Raw genomic sequence first — 20,789 nt, 5'->3', positions numbered from 1 at the left:
ACCTTGGTGAGAAAACTGACGGATGGCGCGGGTTTTCGTGTCGGATGCGTCGTTTTTCTCACCGAGGTGTGTTCAGGTCCCTGAGGTGAGGTCTGCCAACCAACGCCGGGTGAGGGACGGGCACGCCCGACGGGTCCGTTGTCCACAGGAAGCGGCTCGATCGGCCGATGCCGGGTGACTCGTCCACAGATCCGGTGAGCGGCCTGTCGTACGTCGCACGGGCGGCGCACATTGCATGAATGCCCGGATGCATCCGCACCATCCCGTACGACATCGCCGAACTCCTCGGTCGCGAGGGCGGGGTGGTCACTTCTGCTGTCGCCGGAGCCGCCCGTGTGCACCCCAGCCGGTTGCGACGGCTGCATCGAGCGGGCTTCCTGACCCGTCTGTCGCCCGGCTGCTACGCCTCGAGTGAGGCATTCGCGGCCGCCTCGTTGTGGCATCGCTACCGGCTCCGCGCCCGTGCCTTTGCCATGTCTCAGAAGTCGCCCGTCTTCCTCACGGGATGGTCTGCTGCCGTGACCTGGGAGCTGCCGACGATGGGAGTGCCGCCCGCGCTGCCGGAGGCGGTGCGCTCCAAGGCGCTGCGCCAGTACGGCGAGCGGACCTGCTACGGCGTCGTCCGTGCGGTCGAGGTTCCGCTCGGGCAGGCGCGGCGGCGCGGGCGGGTGCGTGTGATGAGCCGGGAGTGGGCGGTGGCGGAGGTGGCGCGGACCAGCCCGATCCCGCACGCGCTGGTGGTGGCGGACGCGGCGGCGGGTGCGGGTGCCGACCTGCACCTCGCCGTCGGCTACATGGCGCGCTGGGCCGGTGTGCATCGGGCGCGGTGGGTCGCCGAGCACGCGGATCCGTTGGCGGAGTCGCCGATCGAGACGCTGGGCCGGTTCACCTCTATCGAGTTCGATCTGCCGATGCCGGTGTCCAACGCCTGGGTCGGTGCCGAGCGCCCGGAGTTCCGGGTGGACGGGTTGTGGCCGTACCACTGGGTCGTCAGCGAGGCCGATGGTGCGGTGAAGTACGACAACCGTCCGGACGCGTCGCGGATCGTCGCCAAGCAGGGTGAGCGGGAGTGGCGGTTGCGCCGGTTGGGGTTGGACGTGGTGCGTTACGGCTGGGATCTCGCCGCGCATGACCGGGCTGAGCTGGCCGGCCGGTTCGCTGCGCTGCTGCGGGACAGCCCGGCCAGAGCGCAGCCGATCCGGTGGTGGAAGCACGTGTCCGGTGTCGGTGCGGTCGAGCCGGGACCGGGCGACTGGCCATCGCCGCGGCCGGCCTCGATCGTCCTGCCCGCCGGCTGGAGCGGCTGAACACGCCGGTCGCTACGTCAGCTGCGAGGCGCCGAGGTGGAGGAACGAACCACCAGCTCGGGCCGCAGCAGCAGCGACCTTCCAGGCGTCGGGCCGCCAGCCTCGACGCGGGTCTTGAGTTCAGTGATCGCGGCCGCGGCCATTTCGGTCATCGGCTGGCGGACGGTCGTCAGTGGCGGGTCATAGAGGTCGGCGAGGACGATGTCGTCGAAGCCCACCACCGAGACATCGGTGCCGACCTCCAGCCCGGCGTCGCGTACGCCGCGGCATATGCCCAGCGCGCACATGTCGTTGATCGCCACGATTCCGGTTGGCGGGGTGTCGCTGGACAGCAGCTCATGCGCCGCCCTGCGGCCGAGTTCGGCGGACTCGACGTCGCCGAAGCGCCAGTCCGACGCGCCGGGCCACAGGATCGTCTTGTCGACGGACAAGCCGGCCTGCTCCAGCGCGTTCGCGAACCCCCGGTAGCGGTCCTTGCGGTTGACGCTGCCAAGTGCGCCGGAGACGAACGCGAGCCGCCGGTGGCCCAGGTCGGCGAGGTGTGCGGTGGCCAGTTGCGACCCAACAGCGTTGTCGATGCTGATGCTGACGAGGGCCTCCGGATCGTCGGCCTGCGCGGCGCGATCGAAGGCGACGAGGTGTAGGCCGCGCTGCATCACCGGCGCGACGTGCTCCAGGGATGGCAGGGACGAGCACAGGACGACGCCGCGGATGCCGTCGGACCACAGCTCCTCGATGTATCGGCGTTCTCGGTCCGGATCGCGCTCGCTGTTGCACAGCAGGACGTGGTAGCCCTCCTCGAGAGCAGCCGACTCGAGTTGGCGCGCGAACGAACCCCAGAATGGATTGCCGACGGACGGCACAACCAGGCCGATGGTCTGCGTGCGCCCGGTGCGGAGCTGACGAGCCGCGCGGTTGGGCCGGTACCCGAGCTGTTCGATGGTGTTCTCGACCCGAACGCGGGTCTCGGGCAACATCCGGTGGGCTCTGCCGTTCAGCAGGTTCGACACGGTGCTGGTCGACACCCCGGCCGCCTTCGCGACCTGCTGGATGGTGACCTCTGCCATGGGTTCGCTCCGGTGTTCGTACGATGCCCGCCTCGTCACGCCGCACGGTGTAACGATGAAGTGATATCGCCGTCAGACTAGTCCCTGGCGTATCCAGAGTCCAAATTTCATGCTCTTGACGGCGCAGAAGGTCGCCTCTATCTTCGGTACATCGTTACACCAGACCACCACACGGCAGCCCAACCCCCACGGAGACCGCCGTGCAACCTGGCCCGTTGACTCCGCGAAAGGAGCACAGCGCACATGAGGATCTGGAGACACCGACCGGGCAGCGCGATGCTGGCGGCAGTTGCCGCGTTGTCGCTGTTCACGGCCGCCTGTGGCAGTGACGATTCCGAGGCTTCCGGCGGCGCCGGAGGCGAAGGTGAGGTGAGCGGCGAGATCACTCTGCTCACCCCCATCTACGAAGGAACCGACGGCGAAAAACTGCTGGAGGAGGAGCTTCTACCGAAGTTCTACGAGCAGTATCCCGATGTGAGCGTGAGCGTGGACTACACCACCTACGGCACGCTGAACGAGAAGCTCACCACGGCCGTCGCCAGTGGGCTGGTCCCTGACGTGATGATGATGGGCGTCGGCTGGATCGAGGGTTTCGCCGACAAGGGCGTGCTGCGTGAGCTCTCCGAGTTCGGCATCACCGGCGAATCGCTCAAGGAGTCCTACACCGAGCAGATCGTGCAGGCGGGCATGTATGACGGCGGTGTCTACGCGGTACCGATCATGTTGGACACGCGCTTCGCGGTCGCCCGGAAGGACATCCTCGCCGAGGCCGGATTCGACAAGCCGCCGAGTTCGTGGGAGGAACTGCGCGAGTACGCGATCGCGCTGACCGAGCGCGACGCGGACGGCACCCTAACCCGCGCCGGGTTCGACATGCTTTCGCATGATCTGCGGCAGATGTTCGAAGTATTCCTCTTCTCGTCCGGCGCGTCCCTGTTCAACGATGATGTCACCGAGCCGACGTTCAACTCGCCGGAGGCGGTCGAGGCGCTGCAGTTCATGACCGACCTCATCAACGAGCACAAGGTCGAGGACGTCGGTTTCTCCAGTACCGACGCGCAGGTGCATCCGCTGATCAACGGGCGCGCGGCGATGGGCCTGGCGCACAACAACCTGTGGCTGCAGGTGCAGGAGTCCGCGCCAGAGCTGGCGGACCAGCTGGTGCCGTTCCTGATCAACGGTGAGCAGCCTGGCATGTTCTTCGGCGGCACTCTCGCCACCGTGTCGGCGAACTCCGAGCACCCGGAAGCGGCGGCAGCACTGCTGGAGTTCCTGTCCAGCCCGGAAGCGGCACTGGCTGCAAACGAACAGCGGGGCAACGTGCCGGCCCTGACCGAGTTGCTGGACAGCGAGTACGTCCGGCAGAACAAGATGGTCCAGTTCGCGATGGAGAACCTCGAACACGCGCAGAACGAGGGCGGGCCGCCGCAGTGGCTGGAGATCCGCGGTGAGTTCACCCCGGCCATCGAGGCAGCGCTGCTCGGCGAGAAGACTCCGCAGCAGGCTCTCGACGACCTCGCCGCGACCGCACAAGAGGCCATGGACCGCTGACGTCGATGTCCATGACGACGAAATCGCTCGAGACGACCGCCGGCGATGTCCGGGACCGGGCTCGTCGACCCGCCCGTGGCCGGCGGTCGTCGGGACGCAAGTTGCGGCGTGCCGGCTGGCTGATGGTGATGCCGGCGGTGGCCCACACCATCGTGTGGATCGCCATCCCGGTCGTCGCGACGTTCGTCCTGAGCTTCACCGATTACGAGGTCTTCTCGGCGCCGTCGTTCATCGGTCTGGACAACTACGTCGAGCTCTGGAACGACGACATCTTCCGCAAGGCCACGTGGAACACCGTTGTCTACACGTTCTTCACCGTCCCGTTCTCGATGGCCGTCGCCGTGGTCGTGGCGGTGTTCCTGAACCAGAAGATCCGGTTCCGGGCGGCTTTCCGGGCTACGTTCTTCCTGCCTCAGGTAACGGCGACGGTGGCGATCGCCATGGTCTGGCTGTGGATGTACAACCCGCAGTACGGACTGATCAATGCGGTGTTGTCGTTCTTCGGGCTGCCGAGCCAGGCCTGGCTGGACGATCCGGACCTGGCGCTGTGGTCGGTGATCCTGGTCGGCATCTGGCAGGGCATTGGCATGAAGATGCTGATCTACCTGGCGGCGTTGCAGAACATCGACCCGAACCTCTACGAGGCGGCGTCACTGGACGGCGCGTCCAGCGTGCGGCAGTTCTTTTCGATCACGTTGCCGATGCTGAAGCCGGCGACGTTCTTCGTCTTCGTCGTGTCGATCATCGGCGCTTTCCAGGTGTTCGACCAGGTCTATGTACTGACCGACGGCGGTCCGGCGAACGCGACGACGATGATGACCTACGAGGTCTACCGTGCGGCGTTCCAGGACTTCCGGATGGGTCTGGCTTGTGCGCAGTCGGTGGTGCTGTTCGCTTTCCTGCTGGTGCTCACCGTGATCAACCGGCGGTTGACAGGTGGTGACGACCAATGAGCGGCGAGGGGACGAGCGAGCGGAGTGGCCGGCGGAGCGCAGCGGAGCCGTCCGCGGAGCAAGCGAGGAGCCGAGCGCGACCGGGGGATACGAGCGGCGAGGGGACGAGCGAGCGGAGTGGCCGGCGGAGCGCAGCGGAACCGTCCGCGGAGCAAGCGAGGAGCCGAGCGCGACCGGAGGACACGAGTATCGCCGAGCGTCGGCCGGCCACGACCCGCCAGCGTGGACGCGCCCGAAACGTCGTCCTGACCGTCGTGCTGGGCGTCGGTGCCTTCACCATGATCGTGCCGTTCCTGTGGATGGTGCTGACCTCGGTGAAGAGTCCCGAGGACCTGGCGACCTTCCCGCCTTCGTTCTGGCCTGACGAATGGGTCTGGAGCAACTACACCGATGCGCTGGACGCGGCGCCGTTCGGGACGTACTTCCGCAACAGCCTGATCATCGCCACCGGGCACACCAGCATCACGCTGGTGTTCGCGGCGATGGCCGGTTACGCGCTGGCGCGGATTCCGTTCCGCGGCCGCGAGTTCGTTTTCATGGGTTTCGTCGCGATGCTGATGATCCCGACCTACACGAAGATCGTTCCACAGTTCTTGATCGTGAAGTTCATGCCGCTCTTCGGTGGCAACGACATTCTCGGTCAGGGCGGTAGCGGCTGGTTGAACACCTGGTGGGCACTGCTCATCCCGGGCGGGTTGAGCCCGTTCGCGATCTTTCTGTTCCGGCAGTTCTACCTCTCGCTGCCACGAGAGCTCGAGGAGGCGGCCCGGATCGACGGTCTGGGCGAGCTGCGGATCTGGGCGCAGGTCTACACGCCGTTGATCAAGCCCGCCATCGCGACGGTCGCCCTGCTGACGTTCCAGGACAGCTGGAACAACTTCCTGTGGCCGCTGCTGGTCACCACGCGCGACGACCTGCGCGTCATCCAGGTCGGCTTGGCCGTGTTCCAGCAGCAGGAGTCGACTGCGTGGGCCTACCTGATGGCTGGGACGACGCTGGCCACCGTCCCGATGGTCCTGCTGTTCCTGGTGGCTCAGCGCTACTTCATCCAAGGCTTCGCGAACGCCGGAATCAAATGACCCCGATCGAGAGGACACTCATGCGGATCGACTTGACCGGACGGCGCGCGCTCGTCACCGGCGGAGGCAGTGGAATCGGCGCGGCGATCGCCCGAACGCTGGGTGGTTGCGGCGCCGACGTCGCCGTGCACTACGCGTCGAGCGCGGACGGTGCCGAAGCCGTCGTCAAGGAGCTCGTCGCCGACGGCCGGCGTGCCGTGTCGGTGCCGGCCGATCTCACCGACGCGCGGCAGGGAACGCAGGTCGTGGAGCGGGCGGTGCAGGAGCTCGGCGGCCTGGACGTCGTCGTCAACAATGCGGGTCATCTCGTCGGCCGGGCGGAGGTGGCCGACATGACCGACGAGCATTGGGCCGAGGTGATGGATGTCAACGTCACCAGCACATTCGCCATCACCCGTGCGGCGATTCCGCACCTTCGCCGCTCCGAATCCGGGAGCGTGGTGCTGATGGCGTCGCTGGCGGCCGAGAACGGTGGCGGCAAGGGCTCGGTGGCGTACGCCGCGGCCAAGGCCGCCGTCATCGGCTTCGGCCGCGGCCTGGCCAAGGAGCTTGCACCCGACGGCGTGACCGTCAATGCCGTTGCTCCGGGCTTCATCGGCCAGACGGCATTTCATGACACGTTCACCCCGGTCGACGCACGGCCCGGCATGGTCGCCGGGATCCCGCTCGGTCGCGAGGGGACGCCAGGTGACGTGGCGGGCGTGGTGGCGTTCCTGGCCTCACCGCTTTCGTCGTACGTGACCGGGCACGTCGTCGACATCAACGGAGGGCAGTTGTTCCGGTGACCTCGATCCCCTGGACCCGCGGCGGTTGGTGGCACGACTACGTCTGCCCCAGTCACGGCACGGAATTGTGCCCACCGACCGCCGAAGGTCATCCGTGCCCGCACGGCTGTGTGCTGACCGGACAACGCTACGCGTCCGCCTGGGCGGTTCTGGACCATCAGGCGCGGGCGCGGGAGCTTCGGCTGTGTGCGCGGCGGTACCGGGCATCGCGGGAACCCGGCGACCTGGACCGTGCGCTCGACCTGCTCACCGCCTACGCGCGGCTGTACGAGGAGGTGGCCGGATCCGGGTGGAGTGGGCAGGCCGAGGCGTGGATGCTGCGCGGAAAGCTGTTCTCGCAGGCGTTGACCGAGGCGCTGTGGGGTGTTCAGGTCGCAGACGCCGTCGCCGTCCTGGCGGCGGATCCAGCGTCGCGTGCCTGGCTCGACGAACCGGTGACCGCGCTGCTGCGCGAGCTGATGACGACGGTCGCGGACGCACGTCGGCTGCTCGTCGACGAACGTGGTGAGCTGCGCAGCAACTACACCGCATGGCTCGACTGCGCCGGCGCCACCGCGGCACGGGCGCTGCGGGCACTGGGCGAGCCGGAAGACCCGAGGCCGTGGACGAAAGGCGGGTTCGAGCAGTTGCGGGCGGCGGTTGGCGACGATGGCTGGGAGTGGGAAGCAGCCACGTACTACCACGTGTTCGTGCTCCGGGCCCATCTGCTCGCGTTGCACGGCGTCGAACCGGCTGCGCTGCCACGCGACGTGGCCGATCGGCTGGCCGGAATGGTGCGCGTGCTGTCGTCGCTCGCCGCGCCCGACGGGGATGTGCCGGTGCTTCACGACGGCCCGTACCGCCGTGACGGCGCCCTGCTCGAGCTGATCGAGGTGTGTGTGCTCGCGCGCCAGCTGTGGACGTCCACCGGCCTGGACGGCGTCGAGAGGCACGCCCGGAGGGCGCTGTCGGCGCCGCACGACGGACTCGAGGACCTGTTGGACGGGTGGTTCGCCGGGCCACCACGACCCCCGCTCACCCCGGACCGGGGGTCGGTACGTTTCGCCGATGCCGGCATCCTCGTGCTGCGCGACCCGGACGACACGTGGCAAGCCGTCGTCGACGCCGGGGCGCACGGTGGTTCGCACGGACATCTGGACAAGCTGGCGCTCTATCTGTACGGCCCGGACGGTCCATGGCAACCCGCACCCGGCGTTCCGCCGTACGGCAGTCCGCTGCGGCGTGGGCATTACGCTCGCACGCTCGCTCACCCGACGGTGCGGGTCGGCGACGCCGACCAGGCATCATGTACCGGCCGGATCGAGGAGTGGAACGCCGCCCCGCCGGCGCGGGCCGTGGTCAGCGCCGACGACGCATTCCCCGGCGTGATGCTACGCCGGTCGCTGATCATGACCGAGGACTATCTGCTCGACGTCGTACGGGTGCGCACGGAGTCCGGAGAGGAGCAGAAGGTCGTTCTGGGCTCGCGGCCCGCCGCTCGCCTCGACGTGCGGTCGATGGGTGACGGGTGGCGGACCCGCTGGGCGTCTGCGAACGGCGGCACGTCCCTTTCCGGCATCCATGCCGCGTCCGTACCTGCGGTGCTGGATGTCGTGCCCGGCCGTGGGCCCTCGGTCGACCCTGCCGCGTTCCTCGCCGCGGCGGACTGGACAGCCACGGCCGCCGACGTCACGTTCGTGAGCGCCTACTGGCCGGGCGTCGACGAACGGATCGCTGCCCTGGAAGCGCGGCCGGACCGCCTGCGCGTGCAACGGGCGAGCGGACATGTCGACGAGTACCCCCGGGAGGACGCATGAGTACCCAGCCGCTGCTGCTCGCCGGACGTCTCGATCGGCTACGCCAGGAGGCATCCGGGGTGCGAGGGCGACAGTTCCGTCGCCTGCTCGACGAGTGTGATCGTTACCGCAGCGAGGTGCCGCCGGCCGAACACCCGCGGGCCAGCATCACCTACTTCGGTCCCGTAGCGGCCAACCTCGCTCTGGCGTACCGGCTGACCGGACAGCGGCATCATCTCGAGCAATTGCGGCGATGGTTGGCGCCACCGGTGTCGTTCCCGCACTGGGGCAAGGCGCACATGCCCGATCACGATCTCGACGCCGGCTGGCTGTGCCACGGGCTGGCACTGGCCTACGCCTGGGCGGGAGCCGACCTCCCCGCGGCCGAGCGCGATGCGCTGTTCGACAAGCTCGTGCTGCAGGGTACCCGGCTGTACGACTTCGCCGTGGCCTCCGAGGGCAGCTGGTGGTCGGCGTCGTACTGGCAGAACCACAACTGGATCTGTTACGCGGGCCTCGCCACGGCTGGTTACGTCCTCGCAGCGGACCACCCGCCCGCTCACGCGTGGACCGAGCGGGCCAAGCAGAACTTCGCCACCGTCCTGGACCTGTTGCCTGACGACGGCTCCAACTGCGAGGGGGTCGTCTATTGGCGTTACGGCGTGCCGTGGATCGTCTCGTACCTCGACGTGCTGAAGTCAGCCGAAGGTATCGACTGGTTCCCTCGCAGCGCTTACCTCCGTGAGACCTTCTGGTACCGCCTCTACCAGGCCGCGCCCGACCTCGAGCGGATCGTCGACCACGGCGACTGTCACGACCGGCGTAGCGGCCACTCGGTCGCGTTGTACTACAAGCTCGCCGCGGAGTACCGCATACCGCAGGCACAGTGGCTGGCCGAGCGGGTCGCCGGCGACTTCTTCTGGCGGGAGGCGTACGAGAGCGGCGTCAAGCCGGGGGTGCGCCCGGAGGCCTACCAGGAACTGCTCTGGTACGACCCGACGGTGCCCGCACGCGGTCCGGAGTCGCTGCCGCTGGGCCGGGTCTTCCCCGACCTGGGCCTGGTAGCGGGCCGGACGTCGTGGGACCCGCAGGCGTGCCTGGTGTCGTTCAAGGCCGCACCGGGCGGCGGGCACAAGGCGTGGGAGACGTCGCACCGGTTGGCGGACGAGAGAGGGTGGAGCACGCTCAATGCTGGCCATCATCACCCCGACGCCGGCAGCTTCGTTCTGTTGGGCCACGGCTCGTACCTCGCCGTCGACGAGGGATACTCGAACCGCAAGCGCACGGCGCACCACAACGCGGTGCTCGTCGACGGGCACGGCTTCGTCAATGACGACCGTTACCACGTGTACAAGGATCTGCCTCGCGAACACGTCGCCCGGATCCGGACGGCGACGATCGGCGACGGGTGGGTGTACGCCGTGAGCGAGGCCGCGTCGATGTACGACGCGGCCCTCGATGTCCGGCGTCTGGACCGGCACCTGGTCATGTCGCCGCGCGGCACGCTGATCCTGGTGGACGATCTCGCCGCGGGCGTGCCGCGGCGGTGGACCTGGCTGCTGCACACCGACCACCGTGCCGAGCACGTGGGTGACGGCCGGTGGGTGGCCGACGCCGGCTCGGCCCGGCTGCGGGTCAGCGCGCTCGAGCCGACGACGACCCACGCCGACGTCGTGGAGACACCGATCGCGGCGAACCCCACGTCGAGCACCCCCAGCCTGGCCATCGAGAAGGTCCAGTACACGCTCCGCCGCGCCACCGGTCCGGCGGAGGAAGTCCGGTTCGTGACCGTAGGCGAGCCGTTGGCGTGGGACGACGCCGAGCCGTCGGAGATCGAGGTGCACTCGGACGGACGACGGGTGGTGGTCGAGGTCGAGCGCGGCGGCGACGTCGAACTGGTCGCGATCGACCTGGACGGCAAGGATCCGTCCGGTGCGCTCGGCGCTGTCGCCGACATCGCCGGTGACGGCTTCGCGGCCCGGTCGGAGTCGAAGACGTGATGACCGTGGCGACCCCTGACGGCGCGCGCCGGAACCGCTGGGAGCACAGGGTGCTGGCCGCGCTGGCCTATCCGGCCAACCTGGCGTTCGCCGGGGTTGCGGCGTTCCTGCTGGCGCTGCCGATCGTGACCTGGTTGCCGGCATCGGTGGCCGCCGGGCGGGCCATGCACGGTTGGCTCACCGACGGCGACGACCGTGTGTTCACCACCACGATGCGCGAGTTCGCCGCGACGTGGCGCCGGACGATGCCGGCCGGCCTCGTGGCGACAGCCGTCGCCACGGTGTTCACCATCAACCTCGTGTTCCTCGGCAGCCGGGACGCGCCGGTCGCGTTCCTGCTCGCGACGGCGATGCTGCCGTTCGCCGCGGCGTTCGTCCTCGTGATCGTCATGCTCCCGGTCGCCGCGGCGCGTTGGCCCGACGCGTCGATGCGGCGGTGGTTGACCGAAGCGGTCGCGCTCGCGGCGGCGCGCCCGGTGGCCTCCGCCGCCCTCGTCGTCATCGTGGCGGCATTCGGGCTGACCTGCGTGCTGGTGCCGACGATCGTGCCGTTCTTCGGCCTGTCGGTGCCGGTCTGGCTCGGCCTCGCGACCGCGCGCGTCACCCGTGGTCCACAGACGTAGTGGCCGAGTGGCCGTGGGCCAGGATTCGCGGAATCCCGGGCGCCCTCTGGGTTCTCTACGCCGACACCTTCACCATGGCGCTGGGGTTCTTCATGCTGATCCCCTTGCTCGCCTATCACCTGCTGGAGAACCTCGCACTGTCGGTGGCCGTGGTAGGAGCGTTGTCGGCGGTGCGGACCGCGGCGCAGCAGGGGCTCATGCCGTGGTCGGGGTGGATCGCCGACCGGATGGACTACCGCCGCGCGATCGCCGTCGGTGTCCTGATACGCGCGGCGGGATTCACCCTGCTCGGTGCGGCCGACAGCGTCCCCGCACTGGCGGTGGCATGCGTGCTCACCGGAGCCGGCGGCTCGCTGTTCCATCCGGCGAGCTACGCGGCGTACGCGGCTCTGGCTCGTGGCCGGGATCACGTGACCGTGTACTCGACCCGCGAGACGCTGTCGAACCTCGGCTTCGTGCTCGGGCCGGTCGTCGGTGGACTGCTGTCGGCATTGGAGTTCCGTTGGGTGTGCTATGGCGCGGCGACGCTGTTCGGAATGTCCTTCGTCATCACGCTGGCGGGGCTGCCGAGTGGCCTGTCCGGTGCCGGCAGCAATCGACGAGTGCGGCTGCGGGCGGTCGTCGCTCATCGTGCGTTCGTCCGGTACTGCCTGCTGGCGGCCGGTATCTGGTTGCTGATCTCGCAGCTGTATCTCGCGGTTCCGGTGCGCGCGGCTTCCGTGCTGCCGGATGCCGTCGGCGTCGGCGTGGTCTACTCCTCGGCCGCGGTCGTGATGGTCGTCCTGATGGTTCCGCTGACCGGCCTGGCCCGGCGGCGCTGGCCCACAGGCCGGATCCTGGCCACCGGCGCCGCCGGGCTGGGCGGCGGGCTCGCGGTGATGGGCGTGTGGGATTCGGCCGCCGGGCTGTTCGCCGGCGTGGCCGTCTTCACGGTCGGGCAGATCCTCTCCCAGCCGGTGATGAACGCCGTGGTCGCAGATTATGCTCGCGAGAACGGTGTGGCGTCGTACTTCGGCGTGCACGGCCTCGCCCTCGCGGTTGGCGGAGTGGCCGGCAACGTCGGTGGGGGATTCCTCTACGGCCTGACCGGCGGTTGGTCGCTCCTGTCCTGGGCGGTTTTCGCCTCGTGGGCAGTCGTCCTGATCTGGCTGTTGCGCCGCCCCGGGTTGGTCCCTTGAGGTCAACGGACGACGACGTCGGCGCTGTCGTCGATACGCAGTTGCTCGTCGGTGTTGCCCCGCACCACGTTGCCGTCGAGGACGATGCCGGTGCCGGCGTCGATCCGCACCCCGTTGGTGTTCGCCGCCACGACGTTTCGTTCGATCAGCACGTCGGTGGGGATGCCGGCGGCGTGGCCGTCGTCGCCGGGGTCCTCGGTCAGCCGGACGCCCCAGAACCCGTCGGCGCGGTTCCCGGTGATCGTGTTGGAGCGGACGACGGTCCCCGGGGCGTTGCGTACCTCGATGCCCACCTCGGCGGGCGACCGGTGTCCGCGGACGATCACGTTGTCCTCGATCAGCGTGTCCGGGGAGCCGATATGCACGAGGACGCCTTCGCGGTTGCCCTGCAGGACGTTGCCATGGATCCAGTTGCCCGGGCCGGACGCGTCGTGCTGGGTGGCCGTCCCGCCGGTGTTGCCCAGAGCGATGCCGGCGGCGCGGCTGCTCACGACCGTGTTGGCGCGTACCTCGTTCAGGTACTCGTCCTCGCCGTGCAGGTCGATCGCGTCGAGGACGGTCCCGGTGATCCGGTTGCCCACGACGAGGTTGTTGTGCGTGTAGTACTGGAGCAGGATCGCGTGCCGGAGGTACGGGCCCTCGAACGTGTTGTTCTTGACGATGTTGTGCCGCGAGTCGTCCGGGTAGGCGTACCGGTCCTCGAGGGGCGTGCCCTGTATCGTCACGCCGTAGCCGGCACCGCCGTCGCCGACGCTGGTGGCGTTGCGGAAGGTGCAGCCGCGGACCACGACCTCACGGCTCTTCTCGATCCGCACGCCCATCCGCTGGTAGCGCTCCACGGTGACGCCGTCGACAACGACGCGCAGGCTCGGCCGGATGCCGAGGTTGGACACGAAGATGCCGTACGAGGGGCCACCGCCCGCGGCGGCGTCCGGGTCGTCGGAGAACGGGCCGTCGAAGGTGGACGTGACGGTCAGGTCCGAGATGATCACGTCGGTGACGCCCATGCCGCGGATCACCTTGCCGGACGACGTCTCGGGTGTCAGCGCCGAGCGCAGGATCGTATCGTCGGTACCCGCGCCCCGCAGATGGATGCCCGAGCGCAGGGCGATGTTGGTGGTGGGATCGGCCGGGACGGTGGTGTCGAGGTCGTAGATGCCGGGCGGCAGGAACACCTCGTCGCCCGGCTCCGCCGCCGAGATGGCGGCACGGATCGCCGCGGCGTCGTCGCCGGTGCCGTCCGCCGGGTCGGCGCCGTAGTCGAGCACGTCGAGCGTGCGGCCGATCACAGGAGCCGGCGGCGTGAGTACGTGCGGCTCGCCGCCGGGCTCGACGAGTCCTGGGGCTGTCCAGGGTTCCGCGTCGGGATCCGGCTCGGGAAGCGTCGAAGCCAGCTCCTCGACTACCGCGCCGTCCGGATCGGGCGGGTACACACGTACCTCGTTGACGGAGTTCCAGTCGTTGCCAGAGCTGTTGCCGTAGCCGAGATAGCGGACGTACCGCGCTTCGAGGCCGGACTCCGGTGCGACGCCGAGTTCGACCGGCTCGAGGTCGGTGGTTCCGCCGGAGCTGCTCGCATCGTCGACGACCGTCGTCCAGGTGGACCCGTCGTCGGAGACCTGCAGGTCGAACTGCGACGTCCGCCGGTCGCCCTGATGCCAGGCGATTCCCACATAGCCCACCGTGCGAACCTCGCCGAGGTCCCACCGGATCCATTCCGGGTTCGCCGGGTCCGTCGTCTTCGCCGACCAACGCGTCGTGAGGTCACCGTCGATCGTGTTCTCCGGCAGGTTGCCGTCGCTGCTCGACGCCGTCACTTCGTGCACGGGGAGTGGCTCGGGCGGCTCAGGGGCTGCCGCGGACGTGGCCGCAGGGCCTGCTGCGGCGAGTGCGGTGACGCCGGTCGCGATCAGAGCAACGAGGGAACGCGGGCGTTCAAATTGATGTACGAGCATCATGTATATGAACAGTGGGAGAGAAGTGCAGGAATGTCAATCCCTGCCCGTGCGTTGAATTCCGGCTCCGGCGCGGGTCAGGTCCGCGGTGACAGGAGCCGTTCGTTGGCCTGAACGAGCACGTCGATGATCCGTTGTTCGGTCCGCGTATCCAGGCGCAACGTCGGCGCCGACACACTGACGGCGTCGACCGGAGGGCGGCTGGTGCGCAGACTCACCGCGAAGCAGCGGATGCCTTCGCTGTTCTCCTCGCGGTCGATGGCGTAACCGACGGCACGGATGCGGTCGAGCTCGGCGAGTAGATCGTCGCGGTCGCCGATGGTGTTGAGGGTCAGTGTCGGCAGCCGCGCCGGCAGGAGGTCTGCTACCTCACCATCGTCGCGGGCGGCGAGTAGGGCCTTGCCCAACGCGGTGGCGTGCGCAGGCAGCCGGCGTCCGATCGCGGAGTACATCCGTAACGGGTGCGACGACTCGCGCTTGGCCAGGTAGACGACGTCGGAGCCGTCCAGGCGCCCCAGGTGCGTGGTCTCGCCGACCTGAGCGTTCAGCCAGTCCAGCAGTGGCTGTGCCCGGGTGACGGCGTCGTCGCGGTCCACGTACGAGGCACCGACCAGCAGCGAACGCACACCCAGGCCGAAGAGCTGGCCGGAATCATCGGTCTCGACCCAGCCTCTGCGCACCATGGTGCGCAGGATGCCGTGCAGGCTGCTCTTCGGTATCGACAGTGTCCTGGCGAGGTGGCCGAGGCCGATGCGCTCCGGGGCGTCGGCGAGAACCTCGAGGATCTCCAGTGTCCGGTCGGCGGACTTGACCGGCTGGAACTGCGCATCTGTCACTGGTCCATCGTATGGCGGGCGTTCACGTGAATGACCGACATTCATGAGCTCCGTACCGCCCCGCACACACGGAACCGGCCGGCAACCCCTGACCCCAGGGCTGCCGGCCGGTTCCGTCGTCGCGTCTGCTGGCTCGCCGCTCAGCAGCGTCGGTCGATCACTCGATCAGCGGCCGCCTCGTCCGGCGCGGCCGTCGCTGACGATGCCGATCGACGCGGTCGCCGGGTCGCCGACCTGGTATCCGGAGCCCGGATCGACGGTGATCTCGACGGAGCGCTCCCGTGGGCTCGGTCCACGGCGGTCGATCACCCCGACGGTCTCGGTGACCGTGGTCTCGCCGGCGGGGAAGGTCACCTCGCCGTCCAGCGGCTCGTAGTCGCGCCCGGGCCGGGTGTAGCGGCTGTCGGTGACCGAGTACGACACCGTGAGCTCGCCTCCGGCGGCGCCGGCCGGCCGGGTGAAGGTGACCACGCCGTCGGTGTCCGGCTCCACGGCGTCCTGCGTGGCCGAGACCGTCACCGCCGGTGTGTCGACCGTGACGTCGGCCGCGGCCGTGACCGGTTGCGCGCCGGGGTTGTCGGTGACGTGCACGGCCTCGTTGGTGAGCACCCGGCCGTCGGCGACGTCGTCGTCCACGGTGACGTCGTAGCTGATCCGCACCGGCTCGAGGTCCGGGCCGGCGTAGTCGGCGCACACGACGGTCCCGTCGGTGATGACACCCTCGGCGCTGCCGTTGTCGACCAGCGCGGTGCCGGCGGTGCCGTCGGCGTTCTCGGTGCCGACGGTCAGCGGGCCGGAAAGCGGACCGGTGACGTTGTCGTAGGCGAACACCAGGTCGCTGCTGCCCGCTACGGCGAACGCCTCGACGTCGTAGGTGCCCTGGGTGCCGTCCGGGTCGTCGGCGAGCCGGACGTCGTCGTACTCGACGATCGCCAGGTCGCCGGCGGTGGCCAGCGAGACACCGGTGTTGGCGTCGGCGTCGTGGTCGATGCGCATGTCCTGCCAGAGCATGGCGGCGACGTTGTTCGGCCGTGCCGGATCGGGCAGCGACTGCGGTGTGCCGGGCTGCCCGCCGTAGTTCGCGGCGACGTCGTACGAGAGGAAGCCGTCGTCGGTGAAGCCGAGGCCGTCGTACAGGTCGCCGTGGAAGCCGAACCCGGTACCGGCGAACGCGGTGTAGGCGACGCCGTCACCGCTGATGCCCGCGTTCGCCGGGATGCCGAACTCCTCCAGGTTCGTGTATCCGGCGGTCCCGGTGAACGGGTTGACGCAGGTCTCGTCGTCGGCGCTGGTGGTGATGTCGTAGCTGCCCGGGGCGCCGACCGGTGTCGGCATGGTGCCCTCCCACTCGAGCACGCCGTCGGTGACGGTCGCTCCGCCGGTCGCCGAGCCCTCGACGTAGGTCATGCCCTCGGGGAGGGTGTCGCTGATCGTGTAGCTCAGGTCCCGCGGGGTGACGTTGGGTCGCACCGTGAGCGTGTACGTCACGGTCTCGCCCGGCGCAGCGGTGTCCACGGACGCGGTCTTCGTGACGTCGTCGGCGTGCCGGTGCACCGTGACCGGCAGCGTGCCGATGTCGCCCGGTGAGTCCGGGCTCGAGCCCAGGGTGACGGCGCCGTACCAGGTCTGGCCGGCCTCCATGGCCGGCTCGTCGTAGCTGGTGCGGATGGTGAACGGCTCGCCGATGGGCTGCTGCTGCGGCCCGTCGACGGTCATGTTGCCCGCGTCGCCGCCGACGACGGCGGTGCCGAGCGTGACCGTGTCGGTGCCGCCGGCGGCGGACGCCTCCCAGTTCTGCGCCACGACCCACCAGGTCCCGGCCTCCGGGTCGGTGATGTCACAGAACTCGTCGGCCGTCGAGCTGGTGCTGGAGCAGACCTCGGTCGCGGCGCTCGGCTCGCTGCCGGTGCCCACGAACAGGTCCATGTCCGGCGCGGTGGCATCCGACAGCGACGCGATCAGCCGTGCGCCGTCCGCCGGCACCTCGATCAGCGTCGTGTGGGTGCCGTTGCCGTCGTAGGGGTCGTCGTTGGTGGAGTCCTCAGGCACCGACACCTCGTCCTCGGCCGCCGGCACCAGGCCCGCGACACTCGTCGTCAGATCGGTGATCTCGATGGCCTCGATCGGCGCGGACTCCTGCGAGCCCGCGTCCCGGCGGGTGTCCACCGAGATCTCGCCCGGGAGCACCCCGGTGGACGGCAGCACGGCGACCGGCAGATGCGCCGGCGGCGCGGCCGACCCGTCCGGCGGGGTCAGCACCACGGTGGCGTACTGGTAGTCCTCGGTCGCGGCGCCGGTGACGTCGACGGTGACGGTCAGTTCGACGTCCTCGCCCTCGGCGATGGTGAACGTCGAAGGCTCGACGGAGACGGTGACGCCGTCGGTGGTCGACTCGGCGCTGGCGGCCCACGTGCCGGCGCCGGTCGCGGTGCCCGTCACGGTGCGGGTGAACGTGCAGGTCTGCAGGCACTGGCTGTTCGCCATGCTGGGCAGGTTCAGGGTCTTGACGTCGCCGCCCTGGGCCGGGTCGGCGGCGACGTAGTCGGCGTAGGTCTCGTCCATGACCAGGCCCGCGCGTGCCGCGACGTTCAGGTCGACGCGGCCGGAGCCCATGTCGTGCCAGTCGGCGGCGGTGCCGTCGATGTCGGTGACGTCGGTGTGCGCGGTGGTCATCAGCGCGGACTGCGCCTCGGCCGGGCTCCACGCGTCCCCGTGCACCCCTTTGAGCAGGGCGAACGATCCTGCGACGTGCGGGCTGGCCATCGACGTGCCGGAGATGAACTCCCACGCGACCTCGTTGCCGGCGCCGCCGGCGGCGAGGATGTCCACGCCCGGCGCGGTCACGCTGGGGGAGACGATGTCGAGCGCGTTGTTCGGGCCGCGGCTGGAGAAGCCCGCCATGACGTCGCCGAGCTCGTCCGAGATCACCTCGATGCCGCCGGACAGCGCGGCCTGCTCACCGGTGACGCCGGCCATCCACTCCTTCAACGCGACGCCGTCCGCGTGCGTGATGTGCACGGCGGGCAGCTCGTGCGCGTCGGCGTTCAGTGAGCTGCCGTTGGCCTCGTCGTTCGCCAGGACCATGCCCTCGGCTCCCAGCGCGGCGAGGTTGCCACCCTTGGCGACCCGGGCGATCTCGCCACGGTCGCAGACGACGATCTTCCCGGTGAGGTCCTGGCCGGCCAGTCCGTCGGCCTTGCACAGCGGGCTGCCGAGGTCACCGGCGTAGATGAGGTCGAACGCACCCCCGGTCGGTGCGCTGAAGCCGAGGCCGCGGATGGCCGGAAGCGTCTCGCCGCCGTCGGCGGCGATGCCGTTGATCTCGGCCTGCCACTGCCGGTCGTGCTGGGCGGCGCCGACCGACGTGACCCAGGGGACGTCCGCCGGCGAGCCGACGGTGTTCGCGCCCGGCCCGTCGTTACCGGCGGACGTGGCGACGTGGACGCCGGCGGCACGGGCGTTCAGGAAACCGACGGCGTCCGGGTCGGTCCACGCCGCCGACGGCGAGGAGCTGCCGATGGAGTAGTTGATGACGTCGACGCCGTCGGCGATCGCCTGGTCGATGGCCGCGACGATGCCCGCGATCGAGCAGCCGTCGGTGGTGCACACGTCGTAGGCGATCAGGTTGGCGTGCGGCGCGACACCGGAGATGGTGCGGGTGGCGCTGAACTCGTGCTCGGTGCCGCGGGCGCTGTACGTGGTCGCCTCGACCTGGTTGCCGGCGCTGGTGCTGGCGGTGTGCGAGCCGTGGCCGTTGTCGTCGTAGGGACTGCCCGGCTCGCCGCTGGTGAAGCTCCAGGCGCCGATCAGCTTGTCGTTGCAGCCGAAGTCGGGCACGTGGATGTCGGTGTTCGCCGGGTCGCAGACACCGACGTACGTGCCGGAGCCCAGCGGGTTGGTGTGGTCGTAGCCGTCGCCGCCTTCGGCTTCGGGCACCGAGTCGGCGAACGACGGGTTGGCGGGGTTGATGCCGCTGTCGAGGACGCCGACCACGACGCCCTCGCCCTTGGTGGCGCTGGTTCCGCCGGGTGTGCCGGACCCGTCCCACAGGGCGGGCGCGCCGATCCAGTCCGGGCCGTGGTCGGTCTGCAGCTCACGCTGTTCGTCCACCTGGACGGCGGCGACGCCGGGGAGCTCGGCGACCGCGCGCGCCTCGTCGCGGGTCAGTTCGACGGCGATGCCGTTCATGGCGTCGGTGTAGGTGTGCCGGACGTCCGGGCTGCGTCCGGTCTCGTCGCCGATGGCCGTGACCAGCTCGGCCTGTTCCTGCCGGAGGTGCTCGCGGTACTGCCGCGGCGCATCCGCGTCGGCGTCCAGCCGCTGGGTTCCCCTGGCCTCGGGCGCCGTGGCCGGTATCCCGTCGATGCCGCCGTCGTAACTGGGGACCGCCGGTTCCTTCAGGCGCACCAGATAGAGCTCGGGCCGTTCGGTGGCGCTGCCCAGCGCCATGACCGGTCCCTTGTCGAGCTGTCGTTCGACGACGTCGGTGACCTCGGTGGGGGTGTCCGGGAACGGTGGATCCGGCGGCGCCGCGGCGGCACCCTGGGCCAGCCCCAGGGTGAGTGCCGCCACGGCGGAGAACGTCAGGGAACGGCGCAACATCGTGACTCCTTACTGAACGACCCACTGGACGTCGAGGTGGTCGAGCTGGGGTCGGCTCGCCGCTGGTCGCGGTGCGATCGGCTCCGGTGCCGGTACGGCGGGATGCGGGAACGACCGGGGACTGGTGATCATGTGCCCGAGCCGGAGCGACGGCAGACACATCACGCGCCTCCTCGTGACTGACCTGGTCGGTGTTCCCGAACAGACGAGTCAAGCTGCCGCTCCGGGTATCCGGCGAACCTAGACGAAGCTGTCACCACTGTCAATGGTGACAGTAGGGTGATGAATGTGGATATCACATCCCAGCTCTCCGGTCTCGTCGACCTGGGGCTGACCCGGTACGAGGCGGGCGCCTACGTGGCGCTGATCGGGCGGCAGGAGGCGACGCCCGCGGACGTCGCCCGCATCGCGTCCATCCCGCGCCAGCGCGCCTACGACGTGCTGGCCTCACTGGCCGAGCGCGGCGTCGTCGTCCAGGTGCCCGGCAGCGGCGTGCGTTACCGGGCGCAGCCGCCGGACCGGGTGGCGCAGCTTCTGCTGGCGGTGCGCCGCCGGGAGCTGGACCGGCTGACACAGCGCACCGACGACGTCGTGGACGAGCTGCTGGCGCGGCATCGCGCGGCGCAGGGCGGCGACGACCGCAGCGACCACGTCGAGGTGCTGCGCGATCGCGAGCACGCGGTGGAACGGATCGAACAGCTGTGGTCCGAGGCGCGGACGGAGATCCTGTCGCTGGTGCGTCCGCCGTACCTGGCGCCGCCGGAACCGGAGGACGTCCGCGTGGTCGAGGGCGTCGTGCAGCGCGCGATCTACGAACGGTCGCTGTTCGACGACGCGGTGATGGCCGCCGTCGTCCGTGCGTACGCGGACCGTGGCGAGCAGGTGCGGGTGGCCGACGAGCTGCCGCTGAAACTGACCCTGGTGGACGGTCGCTCGGTCGGGTTCAACATGCCGCACGCCGTGGACGGCGCCGGCGCCGCGACCACCGTCGTCGTGTACCACGAGGCGCTGGCGGCGACGCTGAAGCTGGCGTTCGAGGTGCTGTGGCAGCAGGCGACGCCGCTGGACGCATGAGGAC

Annotated in this window: 14 protein-coding genes; 10 read left to right on the top strand and 4 right to left on the bottom strand. The window is 69.6% G+C overall.

Annotated elements, in window-relative coordinates:
- Positions 1–239: 239 nt before the first annotated feature.
- A complete protein-coding gene (locus CLV30_RS12630; RefSeq protein WP_106537579.1) occupies positions 240–1,307 on the top strand; it encodes a type IV toxin-antitoxin system AbiEi family antitoxin domain-containing protein in 1,068 nt (355 codons plus the stop codon).
- Between the two features lie 17 nt (positions 1,308–1,324).
- Here CLV30_RS12630 and CLV30_RS12625 read toward each other — a convergent pair whose 3' ends face one another.
- Complete coding sequence (locus tag CLV30_RS12625; RefSeq protein ID WP_106537578.1) at positions 1,325–2,374, bottom strand: LacI family DNA-binding transcriptional regulator; 1,050 nt, start codon at positions 2,372–2,374, stop codon at positions 1,325–1,327.
- 243 nt (positions 2,375–2,617) lie between these two features.
- On the opposite strand from CLV30_RS12625, the gene CLV30_RS12620 reads away from it, so the two are divergent.
- The 8 genes from CLV30_RS12620 (at position 2,618) to CLV30_RS12585 (ending at position 12,318) form a co-directional block, all read left to right on the top strand.
- Positions 2,618–3,925 carry an ABC transporter substrate-binding protein gene (locus CLV30_RS12620; RefSeq protein ID WP_205740675.1) on the top strand — a complete coding sequence of 436 codons (1,308 nt, stop codon included), beginning with the start codon at positions 2,618–2,620 and terminating at the stop codon, positions 3,923–3,925.
- Positions 3,926–3,936: 11 nt separating this feature from the next.
- Positions 3,937–4,878 (top strand): carbohydrate ABC transporter permease, encoded by a 942-nt coding sequence (locus CLV30_RS12615; protein WP_205740674.1) that lies wholly within the window; start codon positions 3,937–3,939, stop codon positions 4,876–4,878.
- Positions 4,879–5,132: 254 nt separating this feature from the next.
- Positions 5,133–5,957: a carbohydrate ABC transporter permease gene (locus CLV30_RS12610; protein ID WP_205740673.1), complete on the top strand. Its 825-nt coding sequence runs from the start codon at positions 5,133–5,135 to the stop codon at positions 5,955–5,957.
- A gap of 20 nt (positions 5,958–5,977) precedes the next feature.
- Positions 5,978–6,742, top strand: a complete 765-nt coding sequence (locus CLV30_RS12605) for an SDR family NAD(P)-dependent oxidoreductase (protein WP_106537575.1) — start codon at positions 5,978–5,980, stop codon at positions 6,740–6,742.
- Between the two features lie 110 nt (positions 6,743–6,852).
- Positions 6,853–8,538, top strand: coding sequence for a heparinase II/III domain-containing protein (locus CLV30_RS12600; RefSeq protein WP_106537574.1), 1,686 nt, complete (start codon positions 6,853–6,855; stop codon positions 8,536–8,538).
- Positions 8,535–10,517 (top strand): heparinase II/III domain-containing protein, encoded by a 1,983-nt coding sequence (locus tag CLV30_RS12595; RefSeq protein WP_106537573.1) that lies wholly within the window; start codon positions 8,535–8,537, stop codon positions 10,515–10,517. Before CLV30_RS12600 ends, CLV30_RS12595 begins: the two co-directional genes overlap by 4 nt.
- 5 nt (positions 10,518–10,522) lie before the next feature.
- Positions 10,523–11,140: a DUF624 domain-containing protein gene (locus CLV30_RS12590; RefSeq protein ID WP_165358541.1), complete on the top strand. Its 618-nt coding sequence runs from the start codon at positions 10,523–10,525 to the stop codon at positions 11,138–11,140.
- Positions 11,140–12,318: an MFS transporter gene (locus tag CLV30_RS12585; protein ID WP_106537571.1), complete on the top strand. Its 1,179-nt coding sequence runs from the start codon at positions 11,140–11,142 to the stop codon at positions 12,316–12,318. The genes CLV30_RS12590 and CLV30_RS12585 overlap by 1 nt, the downstream gene beginning before the upstream one ends.
- A 2-nt stretch (positions 12,319–12,320) precedes the next feature.
- Here CLV30_RS12585 and CLV30_RS12580 read toward each other — a convergent pair whose 3' ends face one another.
- The 3 genes from CLV30_RS12580 to CLV30_RS12570 form a co-directional block, all read right to left on the bottom strand.
- Positions 12,321–14,144: a discoidin domain-containing protein gene (locus CLV30_RS12580; protein WP_165358540.1), complete on the bottom strand. Its 1,824-nt coding sequence runs from the start codon at positions 14,142–14,144 to the stop codon at positions 12,321–12,323.
- A 206-nt stretch (positions 14,145–14,350) separates the two neighbouring features.
- The gene (locus CLV30_RS12575; RefSeq protein WP_211300054.1) at positions 14,351–15,109 is read right to left on the bottom strand and encodes an IclR family transcriptional regulator; all 759 of its coding nucleotides are present in this window, start codon (positions 15,107–15,109) and stop codon (positions 14,351–14,353) included.
- Positions 15,110–15,274: 165 nt separating this feature from the next.
- Positions 15,275–19,711: a S8 family serine peptidase gene (locus tag CLV30_RS12570; RefSeq protein ID WP_106537568.1), complete on the bottom strand. Its 4,437-nt coding sequence runs from the start codon at positions 19,709–19,711 to the stop codon at positions 15,275–15,277.
- A gap of 288 nt (positions 19,712–19,999) precedes the next feature.
- Between CLV30_RS12570 and CLV30_RS12565 the strand changes: the two genes are divergently transcribed.
- The gene (locus CLV30_RS12565) at positions 20,000–20,785 is read left to right on the top strand and encodes a TrmB family transcriptional regulator (RefSeq protein ID WP_165358539.1); all 786 of its coding nucleotides are present in this window, start codon (positions 20,000–20,002) and stop codon (positions 20,783–20,785) included.
- Positions 20,786–20,789 lie beyond the last annotated feature (4 nt).

This window comes from Haloactinopolyspora alba (assembly GCF_003014555.1).
GTDB classification, from domain to species: Bacteria; Actinomycetota; Actinomycetes; order Jiangellales; family Jiangellaceae; genus Haloactinopolyspora; species Haloactinopolyspora alba.
The sequence above is the reverse complement of the archived record's forward strand: the minus strand, read 5'-3'. Positions and strand labels throughout refer to the sequence as shown.